The 20157-nt window shown below is 64.3% G+C and carries 19 protein-coding genes; 13 read left to right on the forward strand and 6 right to left on the reverse strand.

Annotated features, from left to right (window positions below; genetic code table 11):
- Nucleotides 1–34: 34 nt before the first annotated feature.
- The gene (locus HXS65_RS14740; protein WP_176494270.1) at nucleotides 35–934 is read left to right on the forward strand and encodes an ion transporter; all 900 of its coding nucleotides are present in this window, start codon (nucleotides 35–37) and stop codon (nucleotides 932–934) included.
- 77 nt (nucleotides 935–1011) lie between these two features.
- Here HXS65_RS14740 and speD read toward each other — a convergent pair whose 3' ends face one another.
- From speD to HXS65_RS14760, 4 genes are all read right to left on the reverse strand, one after another.
- Complete coding sequence (gene speD / locus HXS65_RS14745) at nucleotides 1012–1806, reverse strand: adenosylmethionine decarboxylase (protein ID WP_077378071.1); 795 nt, start codon at nucleotides 1804–1806, stop codon at nucleotides 1012–1014.
- Nucleotides 1807–2110: 304 nt separating this feature from the next.
- Complete coding sequence (locus HXS65_RS14750; RefSeq protein ID WP_077378074.1) at nucleotides 2111–2536, reverse strand: OsmC family protein; 426 nt, start codon at nucleotides 2534–2536, stop codon at nucleotides 2111–2113.
- Nucleotides 2537–2682: 146 nt separating this feature from the next.
- Nucleotides 2683–3516 carry a nucleotidyltransferase family protein gene (locus HXS65_RS14755; protein ID WP_176494271.1) on the reverse strand — a complete coding sequence of 278 codons (834 nt, stop codon included), beginning with the start codon at nucleotides 3514–3516 and terminating at the stop codon, nucleotides 2683–2685.
- Nucleotides 3516–4715, reverse strand: a complete 1200-nt coding sequence (locus HXS65_RS14760; protein WP_176494272.1) for an aminoglycoside phosphotransferase family protein — start codon at nucleotides 4713–4715, stop codon at nucleotides 3516–3518. Before HXS65_RS14760 ends, HXS65_RS14755 begins: the two co-directional genes overlap by 1 nt.
- A 360-nt stretch (nucleotides 4716–5075) precedes the next feature.
- Between HXS65_RS14760 and HXS65_RS14765 the strand changes: the two genes are divergently transcribed.
- The 8 genes from HXS65_RS14765 (at nucleotide 5076) to HXS65_RS14800 (ending at nucleotide 13975) form a co-directional block, all read left to right on the forward strand.
- Nucleotides 5076–7460 carry an LPS-assembly protein LptD gene (locus HXS65_RS14765; RefSeq protein WP_176494289.1) on the forward strand — a complete coding sequence of 795 codons (2385 nt, stop codon included), beginning with the start codon at nucleotides 5076–5078 and terminating at the stop codon, nucleotides 7458–7460.
- 84 nt (nucleotides 7461–7544) lie between these two features.
- The gene (locus HXS65_RS14770; RefSeq protein ID WP_077378083.1) at nucleotides 7545–8828 is read left to right on the forward strand and encodes a peptidylprolyl isomerase; all 1284 of its coding nucleotides are present in this window, start codon (nucleotides 7545–7547) and stop codon (nucleotides 8826–8828) included.
- Nucleotides 8829–8835: 7 nt separating this feature from the next.
- Nucleotides 8836–9834 carry a 4-hydroxythreonine-4-phosphate dehydrogenase PdxA gene (pdxA, locus tag HXS65_RS14775; RefSeq protein WP_218015097.1) on the forward strand — a complete coding sequence of 333 codons (999 nt, stop codon included), beginning with the start codon at nucleotides 8836–8838 and terminating at the stop codon, nucleotides 9832–9834.
- A gap of 210 nt (nucleotides 9835–10044) precedes the next feature.
- On the forward strand, nucleotides 10045–10953 hold the full coding sequence (rsmA, locus tag HXS65_RS14780; protein WP_077378089.1) for a 16S rRNA (adenine(1518)-N(6)/adenine(1519)-N(6))-dimethyltransferase RsmA: 909 nt from the start codon (nucleotides 10045–10047) through the stop codon (nucleotides 10951–10953).
- Nucleotides 10950–11330, forward strand: a complete 381-nt coding sequence (gene apaG, locus HXS65_RS14785) for a Co2+/Mg2+ efflux protein ApaG (RefSeq protein WP_077378092.1) — start codon at nucleotides 10950–10952, stop codon at nucleotides 11328–11330. The genes rsmA and apaG overlap by 4 nt, the downstream gene beginning before the upstream one ends.
- A 115-nt stretch (nucleotides 11331–11445) precedes the next feature.
- Nucleotides 11446–12288, forward strand: coding sequence for a symmetrical bis(5'-nucleosyl)-tetraphosphatase (locus HXS65_RS14790; RefSeq protein ID WP_141392525.1), 843 nt, complete (start codon nucleotides 11446–11448; stop codon nucleotides 12286–12288).
- Between the two features lie 67 nt (nucleotides 12289–12355).
- Nucleotides 12356–12682, forward strand: coding sequence for a thiosulfate sulfurtransferase GlpE (gene glpE / locus HXS65_RS14795; protein WP_077378098.1), 327 nt, complete (start codon nucleotides 12356–12358; stop codon nucleotides 12680–12682).
- Between the two features lie 48 nt (nucleotides 12683–12730).
- Nucleotides 12731–13975, forward strand: coding sequence for a polynucleotide adenylyltransferase (locus HXS65_RS14800; RefSeq protein ID WP_176494274.1), 1245 nt, complete (start codon nucleotides 12731–12733; stop codon nucleotides 13973–13975).
- Nucleotides 13976–14021: 46 nt separating this feature from the next.
- Here the strand turns inward: HXS65_RS14800 and HXS65_RS14805 are convergent, their stop codons facing one another.
- Nucleotides 14022–14702 carry a glycerol-3-phosphate acyltransferase gene (locus HXS65_RS14805; protein WP_240499643.1) on the reverse strand — a complete coding sequence of 227 codons (681 nt, stop codon included), beginning with the start codon at nucleotides 14700–14702 and terminating at the stop codon, nucleotides 14022–14024.
- Between the two features lie 115 nt (nucleotides 14703–14817).
- Between HXS65_RS14805 and folB the strand changes: the two genes are divergently transcribed.
- Nucleotides 14818–15186, forward strand: coding sequence for a dihydroneopterin aldolase (folB, locus tag HXS65_RS14810; RefSeq protein WP_176494275.1), 369 nt, complete (start codon nucleotides 14818–14820; stop codon nucleotides 15184–15186).
- Entirely contained in the window at nucleotides 15183–15722 is a 540-nt protein-coding gene (gene folK / locus HXS65_RS14815; RefSeq protein WP_077378107.1) for a 2-amino-4-hydroxy-6-hydroxymethyldihydropteridine diphosphokinase, read from the forward strand. Before folB ends, folK begins: the two co-directional genes overlap by 4 nt.
- A gap of 196 nt (nucleotides 15723–15918) precedes the next feature.
- On the opposite strand, the gene tsaD is transcribed toward folK, so the two are convergent.
- Entirely contained in the window at nucleotides 15919–16959 is a 1041-nt protein-coding gene (gene tsaD / locus HXS65_RS14820; RefSeq protein WP_077378110.1) for a tRNA (adenosine(37)-N6)-threonylcarbamoyltransferase complex transferase subunit TsaD, read from the reverse strand.
- Nucleotides 16960–17384: 425 nt separating this feature from the next.
- On the opposite strand from tsaD, the gene rpsU reads away from it, so the two are divergent.
- On the forward strand, nucleotides 17385–17600 hold the full coding sequence (gene rpsU / locus HXS65_RS14825) for a 30S ribosomal protein S21 (RefSeq protein ID WP_024951433.1): 216 nt from the start codon (nucleotides 17385–17387) through the stop codon (nucleotides 17598–17600).
- Between the two features lie 245 nt (nucleotides 17601–17845).
- Nucleotides 17846–19900: a DNA primase gene (dnaG, locus tag HXS65_RS14830; protein WP_176494276.1), complete on the forward strand. Its 2055-nt coding sequence runs from the start codon at nucleotides 17846–17848 to the stop codon at nucleotides 19898–19900.
- Nucleotides 19901–20157 lie beyond the last annotated feature (257 nt).

Below are 20157 nucleotides of genomic sequence, written 5' to 3' on the forward strand. Positions count from 1 at the left end.
GGCTTTCCTGAGCCCCATTTACGGAGATCCTCGGATGCAGGAACGCGTCACGCCCTTTCAGCTGTTCATTCTGGTGCTGTCACTGTATGTCATCGGTGCGATGGTCGTGGATCTGATCTTCGAACTGTCGCCTCCGGTCCAGCGACTGCTGCAGTACATGGACTACGTGGTCTGCCTGTTCTTCTTCGTTGATTTCTGCAAGCGGTTCGCCAGTGCGAAGAGCAAGCGCGAGTACATGAAGTGGGGCTGGATCGACCTGCTGGCCTGTATTCCGGCAGGCCTCTTCCAGGGGGCGAGGCTGTTTCGCGTGGTGCAGATACTGCGAGTGCTGCGCGCCATCAAGTCGATGGAGATGATCTGGAAGCTGCTGTTCCGCAATCGCGCCGAGGGGGTGTTCGCCTCTGCGGCCACTGCCACGGTGCTGCTGGTGGTCTTCGGCGCACTCACCATGCTGATGGTGGAGACTCCCAACCCCGACAGCCCCATCAACACTGCCGAGGAGGCGCTGTGGTGGGCCGTCGTGACGGTGACCACCGTCGGCTATGGGGACTATTATCCCATCACCACCCTGGGGCGGGTCGTGGCCGTGCTGTTGATGGTGGGAGGCGTGGGGCTGTTCGGGAGCTTCGCGGCCTACATCAGTTCGATCTTCATCGAGGATGACAGTGAGCAGGAGGCGCGCGCGGCGCGTGCCCAGCGCGACATGACCCGCGCGCTCTACCACCAGATCAGCGAGCTGACGACCGAGGTGCGTGAATTGCGCACCCGGCTTGATGAAGTGGCGGTGATGCAGGGGGAGTCGCTGGCGGAGCGCGAACAGCGCCGTGAGGCGCTCCAGCGTGAGGTCAATGACGAGATGGCCCGGCGTCTGGACGAGGCCGGCACCCCCCCGCCGCAACGCAAGACGGACCCCGGGCCTGACGGAAAGCGTTGAGCCGTGATCGGGCCAGAAAAAAGCCCCTGACACCCAAAGGTGTCAGGGGCTTTTGCATGCCTCGAGGCGTGCCCGGCTCAGTCGAAGTTGCGCGAGTAGAAGATCTCGAGCATTTCGCGACGCAGGCGGCTTTCGATGTTGGTGGCTTCCTCGAAGGTCAGCTCGCGACGCGAGGTGCCGAAGAGGTAGTTGTCCAGCTCGAAGTCCTTGAGCAGCATCTTGGTGTGGAACATGTTTTCCTGATACACGTTCACATCGACCATCTGGTAGGCACACTTGGTGTCTTCCGCCAGGTAATCCTGGATCGAGGTGATGTCGTGATCGATGAACAGCTTCTTGCCATCCACGTCGCGGGTGAAGCCGCGCACGCGGTAATCCATGGTCACGATGTCGGAGTCGAAACTGTGGATCAGGTAGTTCAGCGCCTTCAGCGGGCTGATCATGCCACAGGTCGAGACATCGATATCCAGACGGAAGGTGCTGATGCCGTTGTCCGGGTGGGACTCAGGGTAGGTGTGCACCGTGACGTGTGACTTGTCCAGATGGCCGACGACCGTCTCGGGCAGCGGGCCCGGGCCCGGCTCCGTCTGGGCGGGGTCCGTCTCTTCCAGCTCATGCTCGGCGATCAGGATGGTCACGCTGGCACCATGCGGCTCGTAGTCCTGACGTGCGATGTTCAGCACGTGGGCACCGATGATGTTGGTGACATCCTTGAGTATCTGGGTCAGGCGCTCGGCGTTGTAGAGTTCATCGATATAATCGATATACGCCGTACGCTGTTCTTCGGTCTGCGCGTAGCAGATGTCGTAGATATTGAAGCTCAACGAACTGGTGAGGTTGTTGAACCCGTGAAGGCGGAGTTGATCGCTCACGTCCAGGCCTCCTTGAGATGGGAGGGTGGTATGACATCCGATGCCTCTATCACGCCCGTGTGGCGTTGCCATCCAGGGGTGAACATCGGGCCGAAGAAGGTGTCCTGCGGCGCTCGTTTCGTGGCCGATGGCCGAGGAGCGACCGGGAAGACAACCGGTTTGAGGGGCGTATTATGCACAGGCAGGGCTGACACGCCAGCGTCAATTCCCGTCGAGCGTCGCTCGCTGGCGTGAGCCCCCCTCTGCCACCCGCCGTCAGATCGCTCATGGCGGCGGGTAGCAGAGGGGGAGTGCCGTGAGATGATCAGGCGGCGCTGTCGATGACTTCGTAGGAGTGGGTGATCTCGACGCCACCGGCGCTGAGCATCAATGACGCGCTGCAGTACTTTTCGGCGGACAGCTCCACGGCGCGTTTTACCTGTGCTTCCTTGAGGTTGTAGCCCGTGACCACGAAGTTGACGTGAATGCTGGTGAAGACGCTGGGCACGCCATCGGCGCGCTCGGCCGTGAGGTCTGCGCGGCAGTCCGTGACCTGCTGGCGGGCCTTCTCGAGAATCTGGATGACGTCAAAGCTGGTGCAGCCGCCCAGCCCCATCAGCAGCATCTCCATCGGGCGCGGGCCGGTGTTGCGTCCGCCATTTTCCGGATTGCCATCCATGACGACGCTGTGGCCGCTGCCGGATTCCGCGAGGAACTGGCGACCATCGGTCCACTTGATGCTGGTGTTCATTGCCATGACGAATTCTCTCCCTTCGGTGAATCAATGAGTCAGTGAGGTGCACCGGTGCGCAGGCGGGACCGCACGAAGGCGCACAGAATAGCATTGCCGCGCCCGCGGCCGGAGGAACGTCCGGCGCTGAGCTTATGCCTGCGAGCTCATGCCTTTGGATGTGCCTGGCGATCGCTGAGCAGCCTGTCCAGCTCGTCCAGTCTTGCCGGGGTTCCGACGTCGATCCATTCGCCACGGTGATGCAGTCCGCGTGCCTCCCCGCGCTGCATGGCATCGCGCAGCAGCGGTGCCAGCTTGAACACGCCATCACCCTCTCGCAGAGCCGGCGTCTCGTGCAGGGCGCGCCGGATCAGGCGTGGGGACAGCCATGACACGCCGGAGAAGGTCAGGCGGTCTGCGTTGTCCATGCGCTCGTCCGCTTCATTCACGGGGCCGTCGCACACTTCGCCATCCTGCATCAGCAGGAAGTCGCCGCTCGGATGGTGTGGCGGGTTGTCCACCAGTACCAGGCCCGCCAACGGCCTTGGCGGCAGGCACTGAGTCTGGCTGGCCAGTGCCTGGGCCATCAGCGCCCCGAGATCCACATCGCACCAGACATCGCCATTGATCAGCAGGAAGGGCGTCTCGTCGGCGTCATCGGCCGTCAGAGCGCCGGGCAGTGTCAGCGCGCGTGCGATGCCGCCACCGGTCTCCAGTGGCGTCGTCTCATGGGAGAACGTCAGTGTCAGTTCGCGCCTGCGGCCCTGCCAGCGCGCCTGCAGCAAGCCGCAGGGAGAGCGAGCAGCGGCGAAATGCTCCAGGATCTTCTGCGCAAGATGGCCGACGTTGATGACGATGTCATCCACGCCTGCGGCTTCCAGCCTGAGCAGGTGATGCTCCAGCAGCGGGCGTCCTGCGACGTTCAGCAGCGGCTTGGGCGTGTGGTCAGTCAATGGACGCATGCGAGTCCCGAAGCCCGCGGCCAGAATCATCGCGCGCATCAGCCTTTCTCCTGCGTGACATCTGTCTGACGTGCCTCGGCGTTGCGCATCAGGCGTGCCGCGCGATCGGCCAGAGCGGCCAGCTCATCGTAGTCGTCGAGGTTGATCTCCGGCGTCTCGCCATTGGCCAGTCGCAGGCCTCGTGCCTCGCACTCGGAGGCCAGGCGCAGTGACAGCGCCGGGGTCAGCACCTCATCCAGCCAGTGGGTGAAGGAGATCAGTTCGGGGCAGAAGGCCAGACCTTCACGCAGATGGCCGAGGAAGCGTGGCATCAGCGTCAGATAGCGTGGCTTGGCGTCGCGCAGGGTCAGGCGCGCGAAGATGCCGAGAATCTTGAGATTGCGCTGCACCCCCATGCGCTCGACGCTCTGACGATACGCGAGCGGGCTGGGGGCCGGCAGGCCAGCGGCGGCATAGCGTGGCAGGGCGGCAAGGCGGGCCTGTTCGATCCAGCGCGCCATGGCGGGCTCCGGCCAGCGCCAGTGGCGGTCACGCAGCAGCGAGATCAGGTCGTAGTTCTCGGGACCGATGACGGCATCCTGGAAATCGATGATCCACAGCGTCTCGCGCGACTGGCCGGCATCGGCATGCAGGAACAGGTTCTGGGCATGGAAGTCGCGGTGCACGGTGACGAGAGGTTGCGCGCGCGCGGCCGTCAGCAGCTGTCCGCAGAGCGTTTCCCAGGCGGCGTAGCGGCGGTCATGCGGCATGTCGAGCAGCTGCCCCAGACACCATTCGGGGAAGAGGTCCATCTCGGCCTTGAGACGCGCATCGTCATAGGCGGGCAGGTCGGCCAGCGGCAGTTCATGCAACTGCTCGAGCAGGCCGATGGCCTCGCCATAGTAGTGGTCAGCGTGTTCGGTGCTGGTCAGGGCCGTCATCAGTGGCGTATCACCGAGATCCTCAAGCTCCAGAAAGCCTCGGGCGTCATCGAAGGCGAAGACCTCGGGCAGGGGCAGGCCGGCTTCCCGCCACTGGCGAGCGATGGCGACGAAGCCATGGCTGTCCTCCTTTTCCGGCGGTGCATCCATCAGGATGCGGGGCGACATGCCGGGGGCGCTCTCATCGAGATGCAGGCGGAAGTAGCGACGAAAGCTGGCGTCGTCGGCCACCGCGCTCATGCGGACGGTGTCGGGGGTGAGGTCGTGGCGTGCGGCAGCCCAGGCGTGGAGGGCCTGACGGCGGGCGTCGGATGTCATGGGGCGGGGCTCCTGTCGGCGGATACGGGGGCCGGCTGTCAGTTGACGCCTGTGCCGCGGCCCCGCATGCTGGGGTGTGGTGACCACAGGACAGGCGGAACCGGCAAGCAGGAAGGCCGGTTGCTGGGCCTGTATAATACCGATTCCCCCAGCCAAGGACACAGAGCAGCCATGGCCCAGCGCAGCCATTCAATACACACGGGCAAGCCGGTGTCCGCCCTCGGGCGGCCGCATCGTCGTCTTGCGTCTTCCACGACGGCGACGCGTCTCCCCGTCAGCCAGCCGGCGACATGGCGGCTCAAGCCGCTGGTGCTGCGTCTCCTGTGGACGCTGGCCCCGCTGGCCGCTGGCGCGCCGCTGATGGCGCAAGCCGCCCCGCCGGAGCCGCTGTCGGCAAGCCAGCTCGACTGGCAGCCTTATGATGAGGTGCCGCAGGGGCAGCTGTGCAGCGGTCGCTACGTGACACCGGCCTACCGGATCGATGCGGGTGACACGCCCGAGCAGGTCGCGACCTCCGCCGACAAGGCCAATTATGGCAATGACGGCGTCGCGACCCTGATGGGCGAGGTAGTGCTCAGACGGGGTGATTCCCAGCTGGAATCGCCTGAGGTCAGCGTCAACGAGGCGCGAGACACCGCGACGGCCAAGGGCCCGGTGACCTACCGTCAGCCCGGCGTGCTGCTGCGCGGAGATGATGCCCGCGTCTCGCTCAACAGCGACGCGGCCAGCGTCGACAATGGTCACTACGTCTTCCACAAGCAGCGTATCCGGGGGGATGCGGTGCAGTTGGCGCGTCTGGAAGATGGCCGATATCGCCTGAAGGATGCCAGCTTCACCTCCTGTGAGCCGGGCAACAGCCTGTGGCGTCTGGTCGGCAGCGATATCACCATCGACCGGGAGTCCGGTTGGGGGGAGGCGACCCACGCGCGCATGGAAATGGGCGGCGTGCCGGTCTTCTATTGGCCCTATGTGCGTTTCCCGGTCGATGACCGCCGCCACACCGGGTTGCTGTGGCCGCAGCTCAGCTACACCAGCTCCAGCGGCTTCGATTATGCCCAGCCCATCTATCTGAACCTGGCCCCGAATTACGATGCCACCATCACGCCTCGCTACATTTCAGAGCGCGGTGAGATGCTGGAAGGTGAGTTCCGTTACCTGCTGCCGCGTGGCGACGAAGGCACGCTGGAAGGCGCCTGGTTGGCCGATGACGATGGCGGCAGTGATCCGGATGACGATGAAGAGGATCTCATCGGCGAGGATCGCTGGTACATCAATTACCAGCACTCTGGTCGCTATGACGCGCGCACGGCCTATCAGCTCAAGTACGGCGCGGCATCCGACGGCAATTACTTCGATGACTTCGGGCGCAACTTCGGCGAGACCGAGACGGACAGCCTCGAGCGTCTCGCGCGACTGAATTACCGTGGCGACGTCTGGGATCTCGAGTTCAAGGCGCAGGGGTATCAGCGGATGGACTTTCCGCTGGATGACGAGGACAAGCCGTTCTATCGCCTGCCGAGCCTGACTGCCAACGCGCGCTGGAGCCAGACCGGCGGCTTCTATGAAGAATGGAATTCCAACGCCACCTACTTCTGGCGTGATGTGGACGAGACCGACACGGACATCGACGACGATGAAGCCGCCAACGGCACCCGTCTGCGTCTGGCACCGGCCGTGGGCTGGCGCAGCGATCAGAGCTGGAGCTTCATCGAGCCGCGTGCCCAGCTGATCAGTCTGAGCTACGACCTGGACTACGGGGATCGCGAGACCGATCGTGACAGCAGTACCTCGGCGACCATTCCGGTGCTGTCACTGGACAGCGGCTTGATCTTCGACCGTGATACCGAGTGGTTCGGCGAAGGTTACAAGCAGACGCTGGAGCCGCGTCTGTACTACGCCTATGTCCCTGAGGTCGATCAGTCCGACTTCCCGGACTTCGACACCTCCGAGGATGCCTTCAGCTGGAATCAGCTGTGGTCTCCCTACCGCTTCAGCGGTGGCGACCGAGTGGGCGACACCAACAAGATTTCCTACGGCGTCTCCTCGCGCTTCATCAGTGACGAGAGCGGTCGCGAACGCCTCAAGCTGGGCGTTGGCCAGTCCAGCTACCTGTCGGACCGCAACATCGACATGGATGGGGACCCGGACAAGACGTCGCGCTCCGACTTCGACAGCTACTCCGATTACTATCGGGCGACGCGTGACCGCTCGCCGGTGGTCTTCCAGGCCGATGTGGTCCTCAACGACCAGTGGACCGCGACCCAGGCCGTGTTCCAGGACTTCGATCGCGGTGTCACCGAAAGCGCCCAGACATCACTGCGTTATCGCGCCAAACAGGGCACGGTACTGAACTTTGGCTTCAATCGTGAGATCGAAGGGTTCGTGCCTTACGATGATGAGGACGATGAAGACGTGCTGGGCTATACCCGCAACGAGTGGGATTTCTCGTTCGCGACGCCGGTCAGCGCAAGCTGGTCGCTGCTGGGCCGCTATCAGTACGACAGCACCAATTCCCGCTCGCTGGAGAAGGTGCTGGGTGTCCAGTACAACGACTGCTGCTATGGCGTCCAGGTCACCTGGCGGGAATGGCAGGATGACAACGACACCGCCAATACCATCTCGGATGATGAAGAGAAGAACGGTATCTTCCTGACCTTCGAGTTCAAGGGACTGGGTGGCGTCGGCCAGAGCGCGGACAGCTATCTGGAGCAGGCGGTGCCGGGCTATCGCAACGCCGGTTTCTGACCCCCGGGATGCGTCACGCACGCTGACGACAGGGCGCCGCTGCAAGGCGGCGCCATCAACATTTTTACGTCGAGAGAACACCCGATGCGCAAGACCCTGATTGCCCCGCTGGGGCTGGCATTCGCGCTGGCAAGCCTGCCGGTGAGTGCCGCCGAGTTGCTCGACCGTGTGGTTGCCGTGGTCAACAAGGACGCCATCATGCAAAGCGACATGGAGCGGCGTGTCTCCCAGGCCAGCCAACAGCTGCAGAGTCGCGGTATCAACCTGCCGCCGCGCAATGTGCTGGAGCGCCAGGTGCTCGACCGCATGGTCAATGAGCAGATTCAGCTGCAGATGGCGGAGCAGGCCAATCTGAGCATCGATGACACCCAGCTCAATGCCACCCTGCGGGGAATCGCCAAGGACAATGGTCTGAGCCTGGAGGCCTTTGCCGACAAGCTCGAGCAGGATGGCATGTCGCTGGCCGATGTGCGTGATCAGGTGCGTCGTGAACTGCTGGTGCAACAGATCCAGCAGCGTCGCGTGGCCAGCAAGGTGCGCATCTCCGATCGCGAGATCGACCGGTATCTCAACCAGCAGGACGTCGGCAGTGATATCCAGTATCACCTGGCGCACCTGCTGGTCGCCCTGCCGCAGGAGCCGACACCGGCTCAGGTCAAGGCGGCGCGCGAGCGTGCCGATGGTCTGCGTCAGCAGATCGCCGATGGGACGGACTTCGCCCAGGTGGCAGCGGCGGAATCCGCTGGCAGCCAGGCGCTGAGTGGCGGGGATCTCGGCTGGCGCGCCGGCGGTGAGCTGCCGAGCGTATTCGCCGATGTGGTGCCGGACATGCAGGCAGGTGAGGTGTCCCAGCCGTTGCGCAGTGCCAGCGGCTATCACCTGGTCAAGCTGATCGAGAAGCGTGGCGCGGGCAAGTCATTGATTTCCCAGACTCAGGCGCGTCACATCCTGATCCAGCCCAACCCGAACATGAGTGATCAGCAGGCGCTTGAGCGTGCCGAGTCCATCCGCCGTCGCGTGCTGGGAGGCGAGGACTTCGCCGCGCTGGCCCAGGAGTTCAGCGACGACAAGGGCAGCTCTCTCAAGGGTGGCGAGCTGGGGTGGGTCAGCCCGGGGCAGACGGTGTCGTCCTTCGAGACTGCCATGAACGCCCTGAAGGTGGGTGAGGTCAGCCAGCCCATCAAGACGCGCTTCGGCTATCACATCATCGAGGTCGAGAATCGTCGTCAGCAGGATGTCACCAATTCCAGCCAGCGCGACAAGGTCCGCAAGACCCTGTTCCAGCGCAAGCTCAATGACGAACTGGAAGCCTGGCAGCAGCAGATCCGCGCCGAGGCCTATGTCGACAACCGCCTTGATGAGCAGTGAGCGCGCCATGTCGTCCGAGGTGATCGCGCTGACCGCCGGGGAGCCGGCGGGCATCGGTCCCGAGCTGCTGGTGATGCTGGCGGCTCAGGCCGAGGACTTCCCGGCGCAGCTGGTCGCGGTCGCCGATCCCGACCTGCTGGCCAGTCGTGCCCGCCTGCTGGGGCTTTCGCTTGAATTGCATGAGCTGAGCCCCGGCGACCCCCTGCCACCGGCCCGCAATGGTCATCTGGCCGTATGGCCGGTGCCGCTGGCGGTGCCCAGTGAGCCGGGTGTGATCGATGCGCGCAACGGTGATCATGTCCTGCAGATGCTCGACGTGGCCATCGCCGCCTGTCAGGCCGGACACGCCAGTGCCATGGTGACGGCGCCGCTGTCCAAGGCGGCCGTGATCGAGGCCGGCCACGCCGGTTTCACGGGGCATACCGAGTATCTGCGCGACGTCTGCGGTGTCGAGGACGTGGTCATGATGCTGGCGTGCCCGGGACTGCGTGTCGCGCTGGCCACCACCCATCTGCCGCTGCGTGAGGTGGCCGACGCCATCACGCCGCAGGGGCTGACACGAGTGCTCACTATCCTGGCGGAAGATCTCAAACGCTACTTCGGGCGTGAGACGCCGCGCATCGCGGTGTGCGGACTCAACCCCCATGCCGGCGAAGGTGGGCATCTCGGCGTCGAGGAGATCGAGGTGATCTCACCGACGCTCGAGGCACTGCGCGCCACGGGCATGCATCTGGCGGGGCCGCTGCCGGCGGACACCCTGTTCACGCCACGTCATCTCGATGGCGCGGATGCCGTGCTGGCGATGTATCACGATCAGGGGCTGCCGGTGCTCAAGTACGCCGGATTCGGTCAGGCGGCCAACATCACGCTGGGCCTGCCCATCGTGCGTACCTCGGTCGATCACGGTACCGCGCTGGATCTCGCGGGCACGGGTCGGGCCGATGTCGGAAGTCTCGTGCAGGCCGTGCAGGTGGCCATCGAGATGGCAGCCGCCGCGCGAGCCTGAGATAATCCCCCATCATCTGGCGTGACCGTCCATGCGGCACGCCGAGCGCGCACCTCAAGCAGGCGTCGCCGCTACCCCAGTCATTCGACCATCCAGGATGGTCTCGCCGTCCTTTCCATGTCCCTCGATGCCTCTGCATCGATTCCACAGGTGAAGGATGGCGTCTTGTTGTCGGGAGTCCACAGGGCTCCCCGGAGGAAAGTCAGTCCCATGTCCCAACATTTCCCGGCGCATCGTGCGCGCAAGCGTTTCGGCCAGAACTTCCTGCAGGATCTTGGCGTCATCTCCCGCATCGTCAGGGCCATTCGTCCGGCAGAGGGGGAGCGGCTGGTCGAGATCGGTCCGGGGCAGGGGGCGCTGACCGGTCCGTTGCTGGAAGCGGCGGGCAAGCTGGAGGTCATCGAGCTGGACCGTGACCTGATCCCCGGGCTGCGCGTGCAGTTCTTCAACTATCCCGATTTCGTCATCCACGAGGGCGATGCCCTGCGCTTCGATTTTCCGGCGCTGGTGGGCGATGGTCCGGCACTGCGCGTGGTCGGCAACCTGCCGTACAACATCTCCACGCCACTGATCTTCCACCTGCTGGAAGCGCGTGGCGCGATTGCCGACATGCACTTCATGCTGCAGAAGGAAGTGGTCGAGCGTCTGGCGGCTGAGCCGGGTGGTACGGACTGGGGCCGTCTGTCGGTGATGACCCAGTATTACTGTGCGGTCGAGAACCTCTTCCTGGTGCCGCCCAGTGCCTTCTTCCCGGCGCCAAAGGTGGACTCGGCCATCGTGCGTCTGGTGCCGCATGCCGAGCTGCCGCATCCGGCGACTGACGAGAAGCTGCTGGCCATCATCGTGCGGGAAGCCTTCTCTCAGCGTCGCAAGACCCTGCGCAACAACTTCAAGGGGCGTATCGATGCCGAACAGCTGACGGCGCTGGGCATTGATCCCTCGCGTCGCCCGCAGACGCTGACGGTCGCGGAGCTGGTGATGATCACCAACCATCTGAGCGCCCAGGGCATGACCGCCAGTCAGGCGGACAGCGCGCCCCGCAAGCGCCCCCGCAGCAATGTCGGTCACGGTGAGGTCACGACCTCGCAGGCCGCCACTGACAGCGATCACGACGCATGAGCGGCGTGGCGGACATTCATGTCGACGCCGTACCGGAGTACTGCGCCGACGAGAGTCGTCCGAGCGAGAACCGCTTCGTGTTCCGCTACACCATCACGGTGCACAATGGCAGCGACGAGACGATCCAGCTGCTGGCGCGTTACTGGAAGATCACCCAGGGAAGCGGCAACGAGCAGGAAGTCCGCGGCAAGGGGGTGGTCGGCAAGCAGCCGCTGATCGCCCCGGGGGAAAGCTTCCGCTATACCTCGCGGGCCGTCCTCGACATGCCGGTCGGCGTGATGCAGGGGGCCTATACCTTCTCCGATGCCACCCATGCGCGCACCTTCGAAGTCGCCATCGCGCCATTTCGTCTGGCCGGGCCGCATCAGGTGCATTGATGCCTGCCGAGTCTCGGGCCAGGTCGGGACATGGCCCATCGGTCTGTCGCCGTCCTGAACGAAATTATCAGCAAGTCATTCACGTAGCAGGCCGCCAAGCGGCCGGGGGAGCAGCATGACGCAGTGGGCGATTGGCGATCTGCAGGGATGTCACGTTGAGTTCGAACGCCTGTTGCAGCGTCTGGAGTTCACGCCCGGACGTGATGTGATGTGGTTGGCCGGAGATCTGGTCAATCGCGGGCCGGGCTCGCTTGAATGCCTGCGCCATGCCAAGGCTCTCGGGGACAGTGCGCGCATCGTGCTGGGCAACCATGATCTGCATCTGCTGGCGGTCGCGCATGGCTTCGGGCGCCTCAAGCGTTCCGATACGCTTCAGCCCATTCTGGACGCGCCGGATCGCGACGAGCTGCTTGACTGGCTGCGTCGCCAGCCGTTGATGGTGGAAGAGACCATCGATGCGCGGCGCACGGTGATGACGCATGCCGGCGTTCTGCCCGGCTGGACCTTGAATCAGGCGGCAGCGCTGGCCCGCGAGGCGGAAGCTGCACTGGCGGGGGACGCCTATCGCGAGTTTCTCGGCGAGATGTATGGCGACACGCCCGATCTCTGGCGGGAGGATCTCAGCGGCATCGCGCGGCTGCGTTGCATCGTGAATGTCTTCACCCGCATGCGTTTCGTGGACCGCGAGGGTCGCATGGACTTTGCGGCCAAGGAGGGGCTGGATTCCGCGCCCGAGGGCTATCGTCCCTGGTTCCAGTTTCCGCGTCCCGAGGGGGCCTGGGATGACTCTCCGCGCCTGCTGTTCGGCCATTGGGCGGCGCTGGAAGGCGAGACTCCAGCGGCGCGCCAGGATGTCGCGGCACTGGATACCGGCTGTGTATGGGGTGGCGGGCTGACAGCGCTCGATCTCGAGACGGGGCAGCGCGTGTTCGAACCGGCGGTGACATCGCGCGACTGACTCTGCAAGGTGCCTCCCCTGCGCGGCGCACGTCCATTTTCCTGTCCCTATCTTCAGCGGAGTTCCCATGAGTTTCGAACATCTTGATCTGGCGTCACTGGCGCAATGGCGCGACGGCGAACAACCCTTCGTGCTGCTGGACATCCGTGATCCGCTCAGCTTCACCCAGGGGCGCATTCCCGGCAGCCGGCATCTGGACAACGCCAGTGCAGGGGCGATCCTGGAAGAGACACCTCGCGACACACCGCTGGTAGTGGTGTGCTATCACGGCCACTCCAGTCAGCAGGCTGCGGCCTGGCTTGCCGGGCAGGGCTTCGAGAAGGTCTACTCTCTCGATGGCGGTTTCACCCAGTATCAGCTCACCCATGGCGACGATGTCGAAAGCGGTAGCTGATCCCACCTTTGCCTGATTGTCTCATCTCCCTTCTGCCAAGGAGTCCCCATGACTCGTAGTGCCCCTCATCGACTTGATGCGTCATCGGACCGCCTGCTGCAAGGGCTCGAGGTCTATCGGGTAGGGGGCGCCGTGCGCGATGCGCGCCTGGACTGGCCATGGCATGAGTGCGATTTCGTAGTGGTGGGCGCGACGGTCGAGGACATGCAGGCGCGTGGTTTCCGCCCGGTGGGGCGCGACTTTCCGGTCTTCCTGCACCCTCAGACGCAGGAGGAATATGCGCTGGCACGCACCGAGCGCAAGTCCGGACATGGCTACGTTGGCTTCACCGTGCATGCCAGCCCCGACGTGACCCTGGAAGAGGATCTCGTGCGTCGTGATCTGACCATCAATGCCATGGCCGAGCCGCTGGACAGTCCGCCCGGCGAGGGCGAACTGGTGGACCCCTACGGCGGACTTGCGGATCTCGAGGCACGACTGTTGCGCCACGTCTCCGACGCCTTCAGTGAAGACCCGCTACGCGTGCTGCGCGTGGCACGCTTCCTGGCACGTTATCAGGGGCTGGGTTTCACGGTCGCCGAGGAGACTCGCGCGTTGATGCAGGGGATGGTCGAGAGCGGCGAAGTCTCGCATCTGGTCGCTGAGCGTGTCTGGAAGGAAACCGAGAAGGCGCTGGGGGAAGCCAGTCCTGAGGCCTACTTCCAGCTGCTGGATGAGCTGGGTGCCCTGAGCGTGCTGATGCCGGCACTGGCGAGGGAGGCCCGTGCGCTTGAGTCAGCGCTGGAGCGGCTGGATCGACTGCCGCGACAGCTGGTCGATGAGGCGGAGATGGTCTGCTGGCGCATGGCACGGCTGGTGGAGCACCTGTCGCGTGAGGAGATCGATACCCTGGCGCAGGAGCTGCGTCTGCCCAGTGCCGTGCGCGATGCGGCTCAGCAGGCGCGTCTGTGCCGAGAGCTGAATGATGCGTCGCATCGTGAGGGTGGCGTGCAGGCGGAAGATCTCAAGGTCTGGCTGGATGGCGTCGATGCGTGGCGTCGTGGTGAGCGCCAGTCGGTGCTGGTGGCCTTGCTGGCGGTGGAAGACAAGGGGCTGGCACGGCTGGGCAATGCCGCCTGGCAGGCCGCGACGGCGGTCTCGCCGCAATCCCTGGTCGCTCAGGGGCTCAAGGGTGCCGAGATCGGGCGGGCGATGGGCGAGCAGCGTCAGCAGGCGATTGCCGAGGCGTTGGATGAGTGGCGAGCCACGCCAGAGGTCCATGCGCCGCACTGTGGTTGTGGCCACGCTCACTGAGAGGACGATGCACGCAGAGGCAAGGGCCTGGCTGCGGAGTGAGGGTCTACAGGCGCGGTTCGCTGCCATCGCTCAGGCGGCGCAGATTGAGCGCGTGACGCACCACGATCAGACTGGCGAAGACGAGTATCACGCCGCTCATTTCCGGCGCCAGCCACAGGCTGAAGAGCGGGGCGGCAAGCCCTGAGACGAGTGAGGCAATGGCGGCGGTGCGCAGGCGCCACGCCAGTCCGATCCACAGGGCAGCACAGCTCAGGGCCACGCCCGGTGCCAGCATCAACAGCACGCCGAAGGCGGCAGCGACAGCCTTGCCGCCTCGATGTCCACGATGCCATAGCGGCAGGCTGTGGCCGATCAGCACCGCCAGCCCGATCAGTCCTAGTGCCCAGGCGGGCAGGGCGATCTCGCCACCCAGCCACAGGGCGGGCATGCCCTTGGTGGCATCGAAGGCCAGGACCAGCGCGGCAGGCATGGCACCGTGCAGTCGCAGTACATTCGAGAAGCCCGGATTGAAGGAGCCGGCCAGCCGCGGGTCGGTCAGGCCCAGGCGCTGGCAGATCCACACCGCTCCCAGAACCGACCCTCCCCCATAGGCCAGTGCCAGCAGCAGGCTCAGCTGCTGCCAGTGTGCCAGCGTGGCCACCCAGCCGATGATGTCGCTCAGCATGCCTCCCCCGCACATGACCCGCTGCGCGCCGTCAGCCATGTCGCTTGCGGACAGGCGCATCGCGCGGCTCGGTTTGGCCAAGCAGGGGCTGGGTGCAGTAGAATCTCGGGCATGATGGCGGGGCCTTTGGCGGCGTCGTTTTACTGGTTCATCCGACAAGCATAGAGGTAACGCCATGGATCGTGTGCTGATCGAGGCTCTGGCAGTTGAGACCGTGATAGGAGTCTATGACTGGGAGCGTACCATTCGCCAGCGTCTGGTGATCGATCTGGAGATGGCGACGGATATCCGTCCTGCCGCGGTGGGGGATGATCTGACGCATACCCTTGATTATGCTGCCATCAGCGCTCGTATCCAGACCTACGCAGACGACAGCCAGTTCGAGCTGGTGGAGACCTTCGCGGAGCGTCTCGCCGCGCTGCTGCGGGAAGAATTCGGGATTCCCTGGCTCAGGATGACGGTGCGCAAGCCGGGGGCGGTCCCGGAGGCGCAAGCGGTGGGCGTGCGCATCGAGCGTGGCACGCTCGTGGATGTCAGCGCATGACTCTGGTGCTTGTCTCCATCGGCAGCAACATCGAGCGTGATCATCACGTGCGAGTCTGCCTGGATGCCCTGGAGGCGACCTTCGGGGAGCTCACGCTGTCTTCCGTCTACGAAAGCGAGCCGGTGGGGTTCGTCGACGGGCGCAATTTCTACAATCTGGTGGCGGGATTCCACAGTGACTGGAGCGTCGGTGAGCTGCAAGCCTGGTGCAAGCAGGTCGAGTTCGCCAACGGACGCCTCGAGGGCAGCCCCAAGTTCAGTCCGCGTACGTTGGATATCGACATCCTGACGGTCGGTGAGCTGACCGGCGAGATCGACGGTGTCCTGCTGCCGCGCGAGGAAGTGGATCGCAATGCCTTCGTGCTGCTGCCACTGGCGGAAGCCTTCGCCGAGCAGCGCCACCCGGTGCGTGGGGTCGACTATGCCAGCCTGTGGCAGTCATTCGTCGAGCATGGGCATGCCGAGTCGCAGCCCTTGTGGCCGGTGGAGTTCAGCTGGCGTTGTCGGAGGATCTCCCGCACCGGCGTCGCGCCGTGATGAGGCGGCACTCTGCGCGGTCTGATCACGGCGCTGAATGACGCTCGAGCCATGACCTGCGCCACATGAAGCACGAACGCCCTGCCGGGTAGCCCGGCAGGGCGTTGCTGTTTTCATCGGAACCGTTTTCATCGTAGCCGTTTCATCGCAGCTACGCCTTTTCACGGCCGCCGAGACGCGCCGGGAGCGGCAGTGATCAGTCGTGATGCCCCTGCGGCGCGGACAGGCTATCGAGAGGCCAGCGTGGTACGGCCTTCATCGGGCCAGTGTCCTGCTCACCGGCGTTCAGTCGTTGTGCACCCACGTAGGCGATCATGGCGCCATTGTCGGTACAGAAGCGACCGCGCGGATAGTAGGCGCGGGCGTTGCGCTTGGCCAGTTCATGGCTCAGGCGCTCGCGCAGGCGGGTATTGGCACTGACGCCGCCCGCCACGACCAGACGCTTGAGACCGGTCTGATCCAGCGCGCGGCGGCACTTGATGACCAGGGTGTCGACCACGGCTTCCTCGAAGGCGCGCGCGATGTCGGCGCGATGCTGTTCGTCCGGCTCGCCACTGGCCTTTGCCTTCTTGAGGGTGACCATGGTGTGGGTCTTGAGGCCCGAGAAGCTGAAATCCAGTCCGGGGCGATCCGTCATCGGGCGCGGGAAGCGGTAGCGCTTCGGATCGCCCTGCTCGGCCAGCTTGGCAACCTGCGGGCCGCCGGGGTAGGGCAGTTCCAGCATCTTGGCGGCCTTGTCGAAGGCCTCGCCTGCGGCATCATCCACGGACTCGCCCAGCAGCTCGTACTCGCCCAGCCCGCGTACCGCCACCAGCTGTGTGTGGCCACCGGAGACCAGCAGCGCCACGAAGGGGAATTCCGGTGCGTCGTCTTCCAGCATCGGGGCCAGCAGATGGCCTTCCATGTGATGCACCCCGAGCACCGGAATCTGCCAGGCTCTGGCCAGGCCATGGGCCGTCGAGGCGCCGACCATCAAGGCGCCCACCAGCCCCGGGCCTGCGGTATAGGTGATGGCATCGATGTCAGCGGCTTTCAGATTCGCCTCGTCCATCACCTGCTGGATCAACGGCAGCAACTTGCGGGTATGATCGCGAGAGGCCAGCTCCGGCACCACACCGCCGAATTCGGCGTGCATGGCGATCTGGCTGTAGAGGGCGTCTGCAAGCAGGCCCTGGTCCGTGTCGTAGATGGCGACGCCGGTCTCGTCGCAGGAAGTCTCGATGCCGAGCACACGCATGGCTGACTCTCAGGAAATATCAGAAGTAGAGGGCGGCACGGCCAGCGAGGCTGCCTGAGCGAGCCCGAGAGGCGAGGGTGCCGTGAATGCGCGATATTCTACTGGCTGTGAGCACGGGTGTCGCGCCAGCTGGCGTTATGCGAGAGACGATTTCCGGTTTCCGCGTTTGCAAAGGCGGAGACGGGTGTCTAGAATATGGCACTCTGCAAGACTGGGTCGTGCATCCGACCACCCCGCAAAAGCTCCCCGAATCATGATTCCAGCCAGCGACGGCTACCCTCACCGGTGGTGTCGCAGGCGACTGATTGATGCTGGATCGACCTGCAGGTGGCGGTTTACCGTCGCTGGCTGGTGGCTCCTGAGGAGTGGCTGCACCGGATGTGCGTTCAAACCGAACTCATGATCTCAAGGTAGGTGAGTGTTTAATGCCTTCAGTTAAAGTACGTGACAACGAGCCGTTCGACGTCGCCCTGCGCCGTTTCAAGCGCTCCTGCGAAAAAGCCGGTGTTCTTTCCGAAGTGCGTCGTCGTGAGCACTACGAGAAGCCGACCGCTGTTCGCAAGCGTCAGCAGGCGGCCGCTGTAAAGCGCCACGCCAAGAAGGTTCAGCGTGAGCGCAAGCGTTTCGAGCGTCTCTACTGATCCGTACTTTTGGGGAGTGATCCACTGCTCTCTGGAAGGACACCAAGCGGCTGCCTCACGGTGGCCGCTTGTTTTTGTCTCTGGTGATCCGTTTGTTCCCGAGTCGTGTGTCAGTTCACTGCACACGTTGCTGTTTCTCGAGGGATGGCCTGACCCGAGCGCTGTCGTCGATGTGATCGCCCGTTGGCGTGATGTCGACTCACTGCGTTGGGGTCAGTCCGTTTTTCCATGACTTCTGGCGAACCATGGCTGGTCTCATCCCGCAAGGCTTCATAGACGATCTGCTGGCCCGTACCGATGTGGTCGAGGTGGTAGGTGAGCGTGTCCAGTTGAAGAAGGCTGGCAAGAGCTATGTCGGCCTGTGCCCCTTCCATCAGGAAAACTCTCCCTCGTTCAACGTCATTCCGGACAAGCAGTTCTATCACTGCTTCGGGTGCGGGGCGAGCGGCAGTGCCCTCAAGTTTCTGATGGAATTCGATCGTCTGCCGTTTCCGGAAGCGGTCGAGCAGCTCGCCTCGCGTCTGGCGCTCGAGGTGCCCCGTGAAGGCGGCAATCAGAGCCCCCATGAACGTCGTGAGCGCCAGCGCCGCGAGCAGGCCCGTGAAGAGGGTGTCAATCTGCTTGAGGCGGCGGCTGACTTCTATCGCCAGCGCCTGACGGAACCTGCCGCACAGCCCGCCCGTGAGTATCTTGAGGGGCGTGGGCTGTCGCGTGAGGTGATGCGCGATTTCGGTATCGGCTTTGCGCCCCAGGGCTGGGAACATCTCAAGCACCATCTGAGCAAGCTGGGTGTCAGCGAAGAGGTGCAGATCGAGTACGGCCTGCTGATCCATCACGAGGAGAGTGGGCGGCGCTATGACCGCTTCCGCGATCGCGTGATGTTCCCGATCCGTGACTGGAAGGGGCGCACCATCGCCTTCGGTGGTCGCGTGATGGGCGATGCGAAACCCAAATACCTGAATTCCCCCGAGACGCCTGTCTTCCACAAGGGGCGTGAGCTCTACGGCCTGTATGAGGCCCGCGAGGCGAATCGCAAGCTTGAGCGCATGCTGATCGTCGAGGGCTACATGGACGTCGTGGCGCTGGCGCAGTATGGCATTCGCAATGCCTGCGCCACCCTGGGCACCGCGACCAGTGAGGAGCACCTCAAGCGCCTCTATCGGCTGGTCGATGAAGTGGTGTTCTGCTTCGACGGTGACAAGGCTGGCCGTCAGGCCGCGCGCCGGGCACTGGAGACGGTGCTGGACGTCATGATCGATGGCCGCCAGGCACGTTTCCTGTTCCTGCCTGAGGGTGAAGACCCGGATTCGCTGGTGCGCAGTGAAGGGCAGGAAGCCTTCGAGAAGCGGGTGACCTGCGCCTCGGGGCTCTCCGAATTCCTGTTCGAGCAGGCGGCGGAAGGGCGCGACCTCAAGCGCATGGAGCAGCTGGAGCGCTTCGTGACCCAGGCGCTGGAATGGATCTCCCGGGTGCCCGAGGGGGTGCTGCGTTCACTGCTGCTCAAGGAGCTGGAGCGCCGCAGTGGCCTGGAGCGTGAGCGGCTGGATGCCATGCTGGTGGAGCGTGCCGCGGCGCGTGATGCCCAGCAGGCGCGTCTCCGGCAGCATCAGCAGCTGCGCCAGTCGCACTCCGCCGCTCCGGCGGGGAATCGCCTGGAAGGTGGCAGTCTGAATGAACCGCAGGGTGGCGACTGGTCATCGCTGGATGCGATGGCAGATGCCGGCTTCGGTGAGCAGGATGCAGAGGGCTGGCAGCCGGAGGACTGGGCGCCACCCCCGGAGGCTGGTGGTGCCTCGGGTGGGCGGTCTCGTCCGGCTGCTGCCTCGAATGGCGCGGCTCGCAAGACGTCACCGCGTCACTCGGTCAGCATGCTGACGCGCCTGCTGCACCTTCTGGTGCATGAGCCGCAGCTGGTGGCGGAGCTGCCGGCCAGCGATGAATGGATCGAAGGCGCCGGCGAGCCGGCAGACAGTGAGGATGTCCGTCTGCTGGTCGAGGTGGTGAGATTGCTCAAGGCTGGCCAGTATCGTTCGCCTCAGGTGCTGCTGGCGCACTTTCTGGGCACTGCTCAGGGGCCGCGCCTCGAGCAGTTGGCCGCGCGTGAGCTGCTCATCCCGCGTGAAGTGCGCAGCGAGGAGCTGAAGGGGCTGGTGGAGCATTGCCAGCATCAGCTGGCGCGCACGTCACCCGAGGCGGAATACCAGGCCTTGCTGGCCAAGGAAAAGCAGGGCGAGAAGCTGTCGGCTGAGGAGAAGCAGCGGCTGATGGCCCTGCTGATGCAGCTGGCAACGCGGCGCTGAAGCTCACGGAGCCTTTCGGTGACCGCATGTGGGAGATGGGCCGTCCTCGCGGATGAAAAAGCGTTGGCTGACCTTGAAAGACGCTCTCACACACACTATCTAATGGGGTAGTTCCCGATGCGGACTGCCGCAACGTAACCGATAACGCTAACACACCTGGATGGTCCGGCAAATACGCCGCTGGCAGCATCTCCCGATGGCACGCTATACTGGTGCGCTTGATGCTCTCTTCGTCCCTAACCGGCGCTTACTCGCTG

Origin of the sequence: Cobetia sp. 5-25-4-2, from assembly GCF_013374075.1 — a bacterium.
Lineage (GTDB): Bacteria > Pseudomonadota > Gammaproteobacteria > Pseudomonadales > Halomonadaceae > Cobetia > Cobetia marina.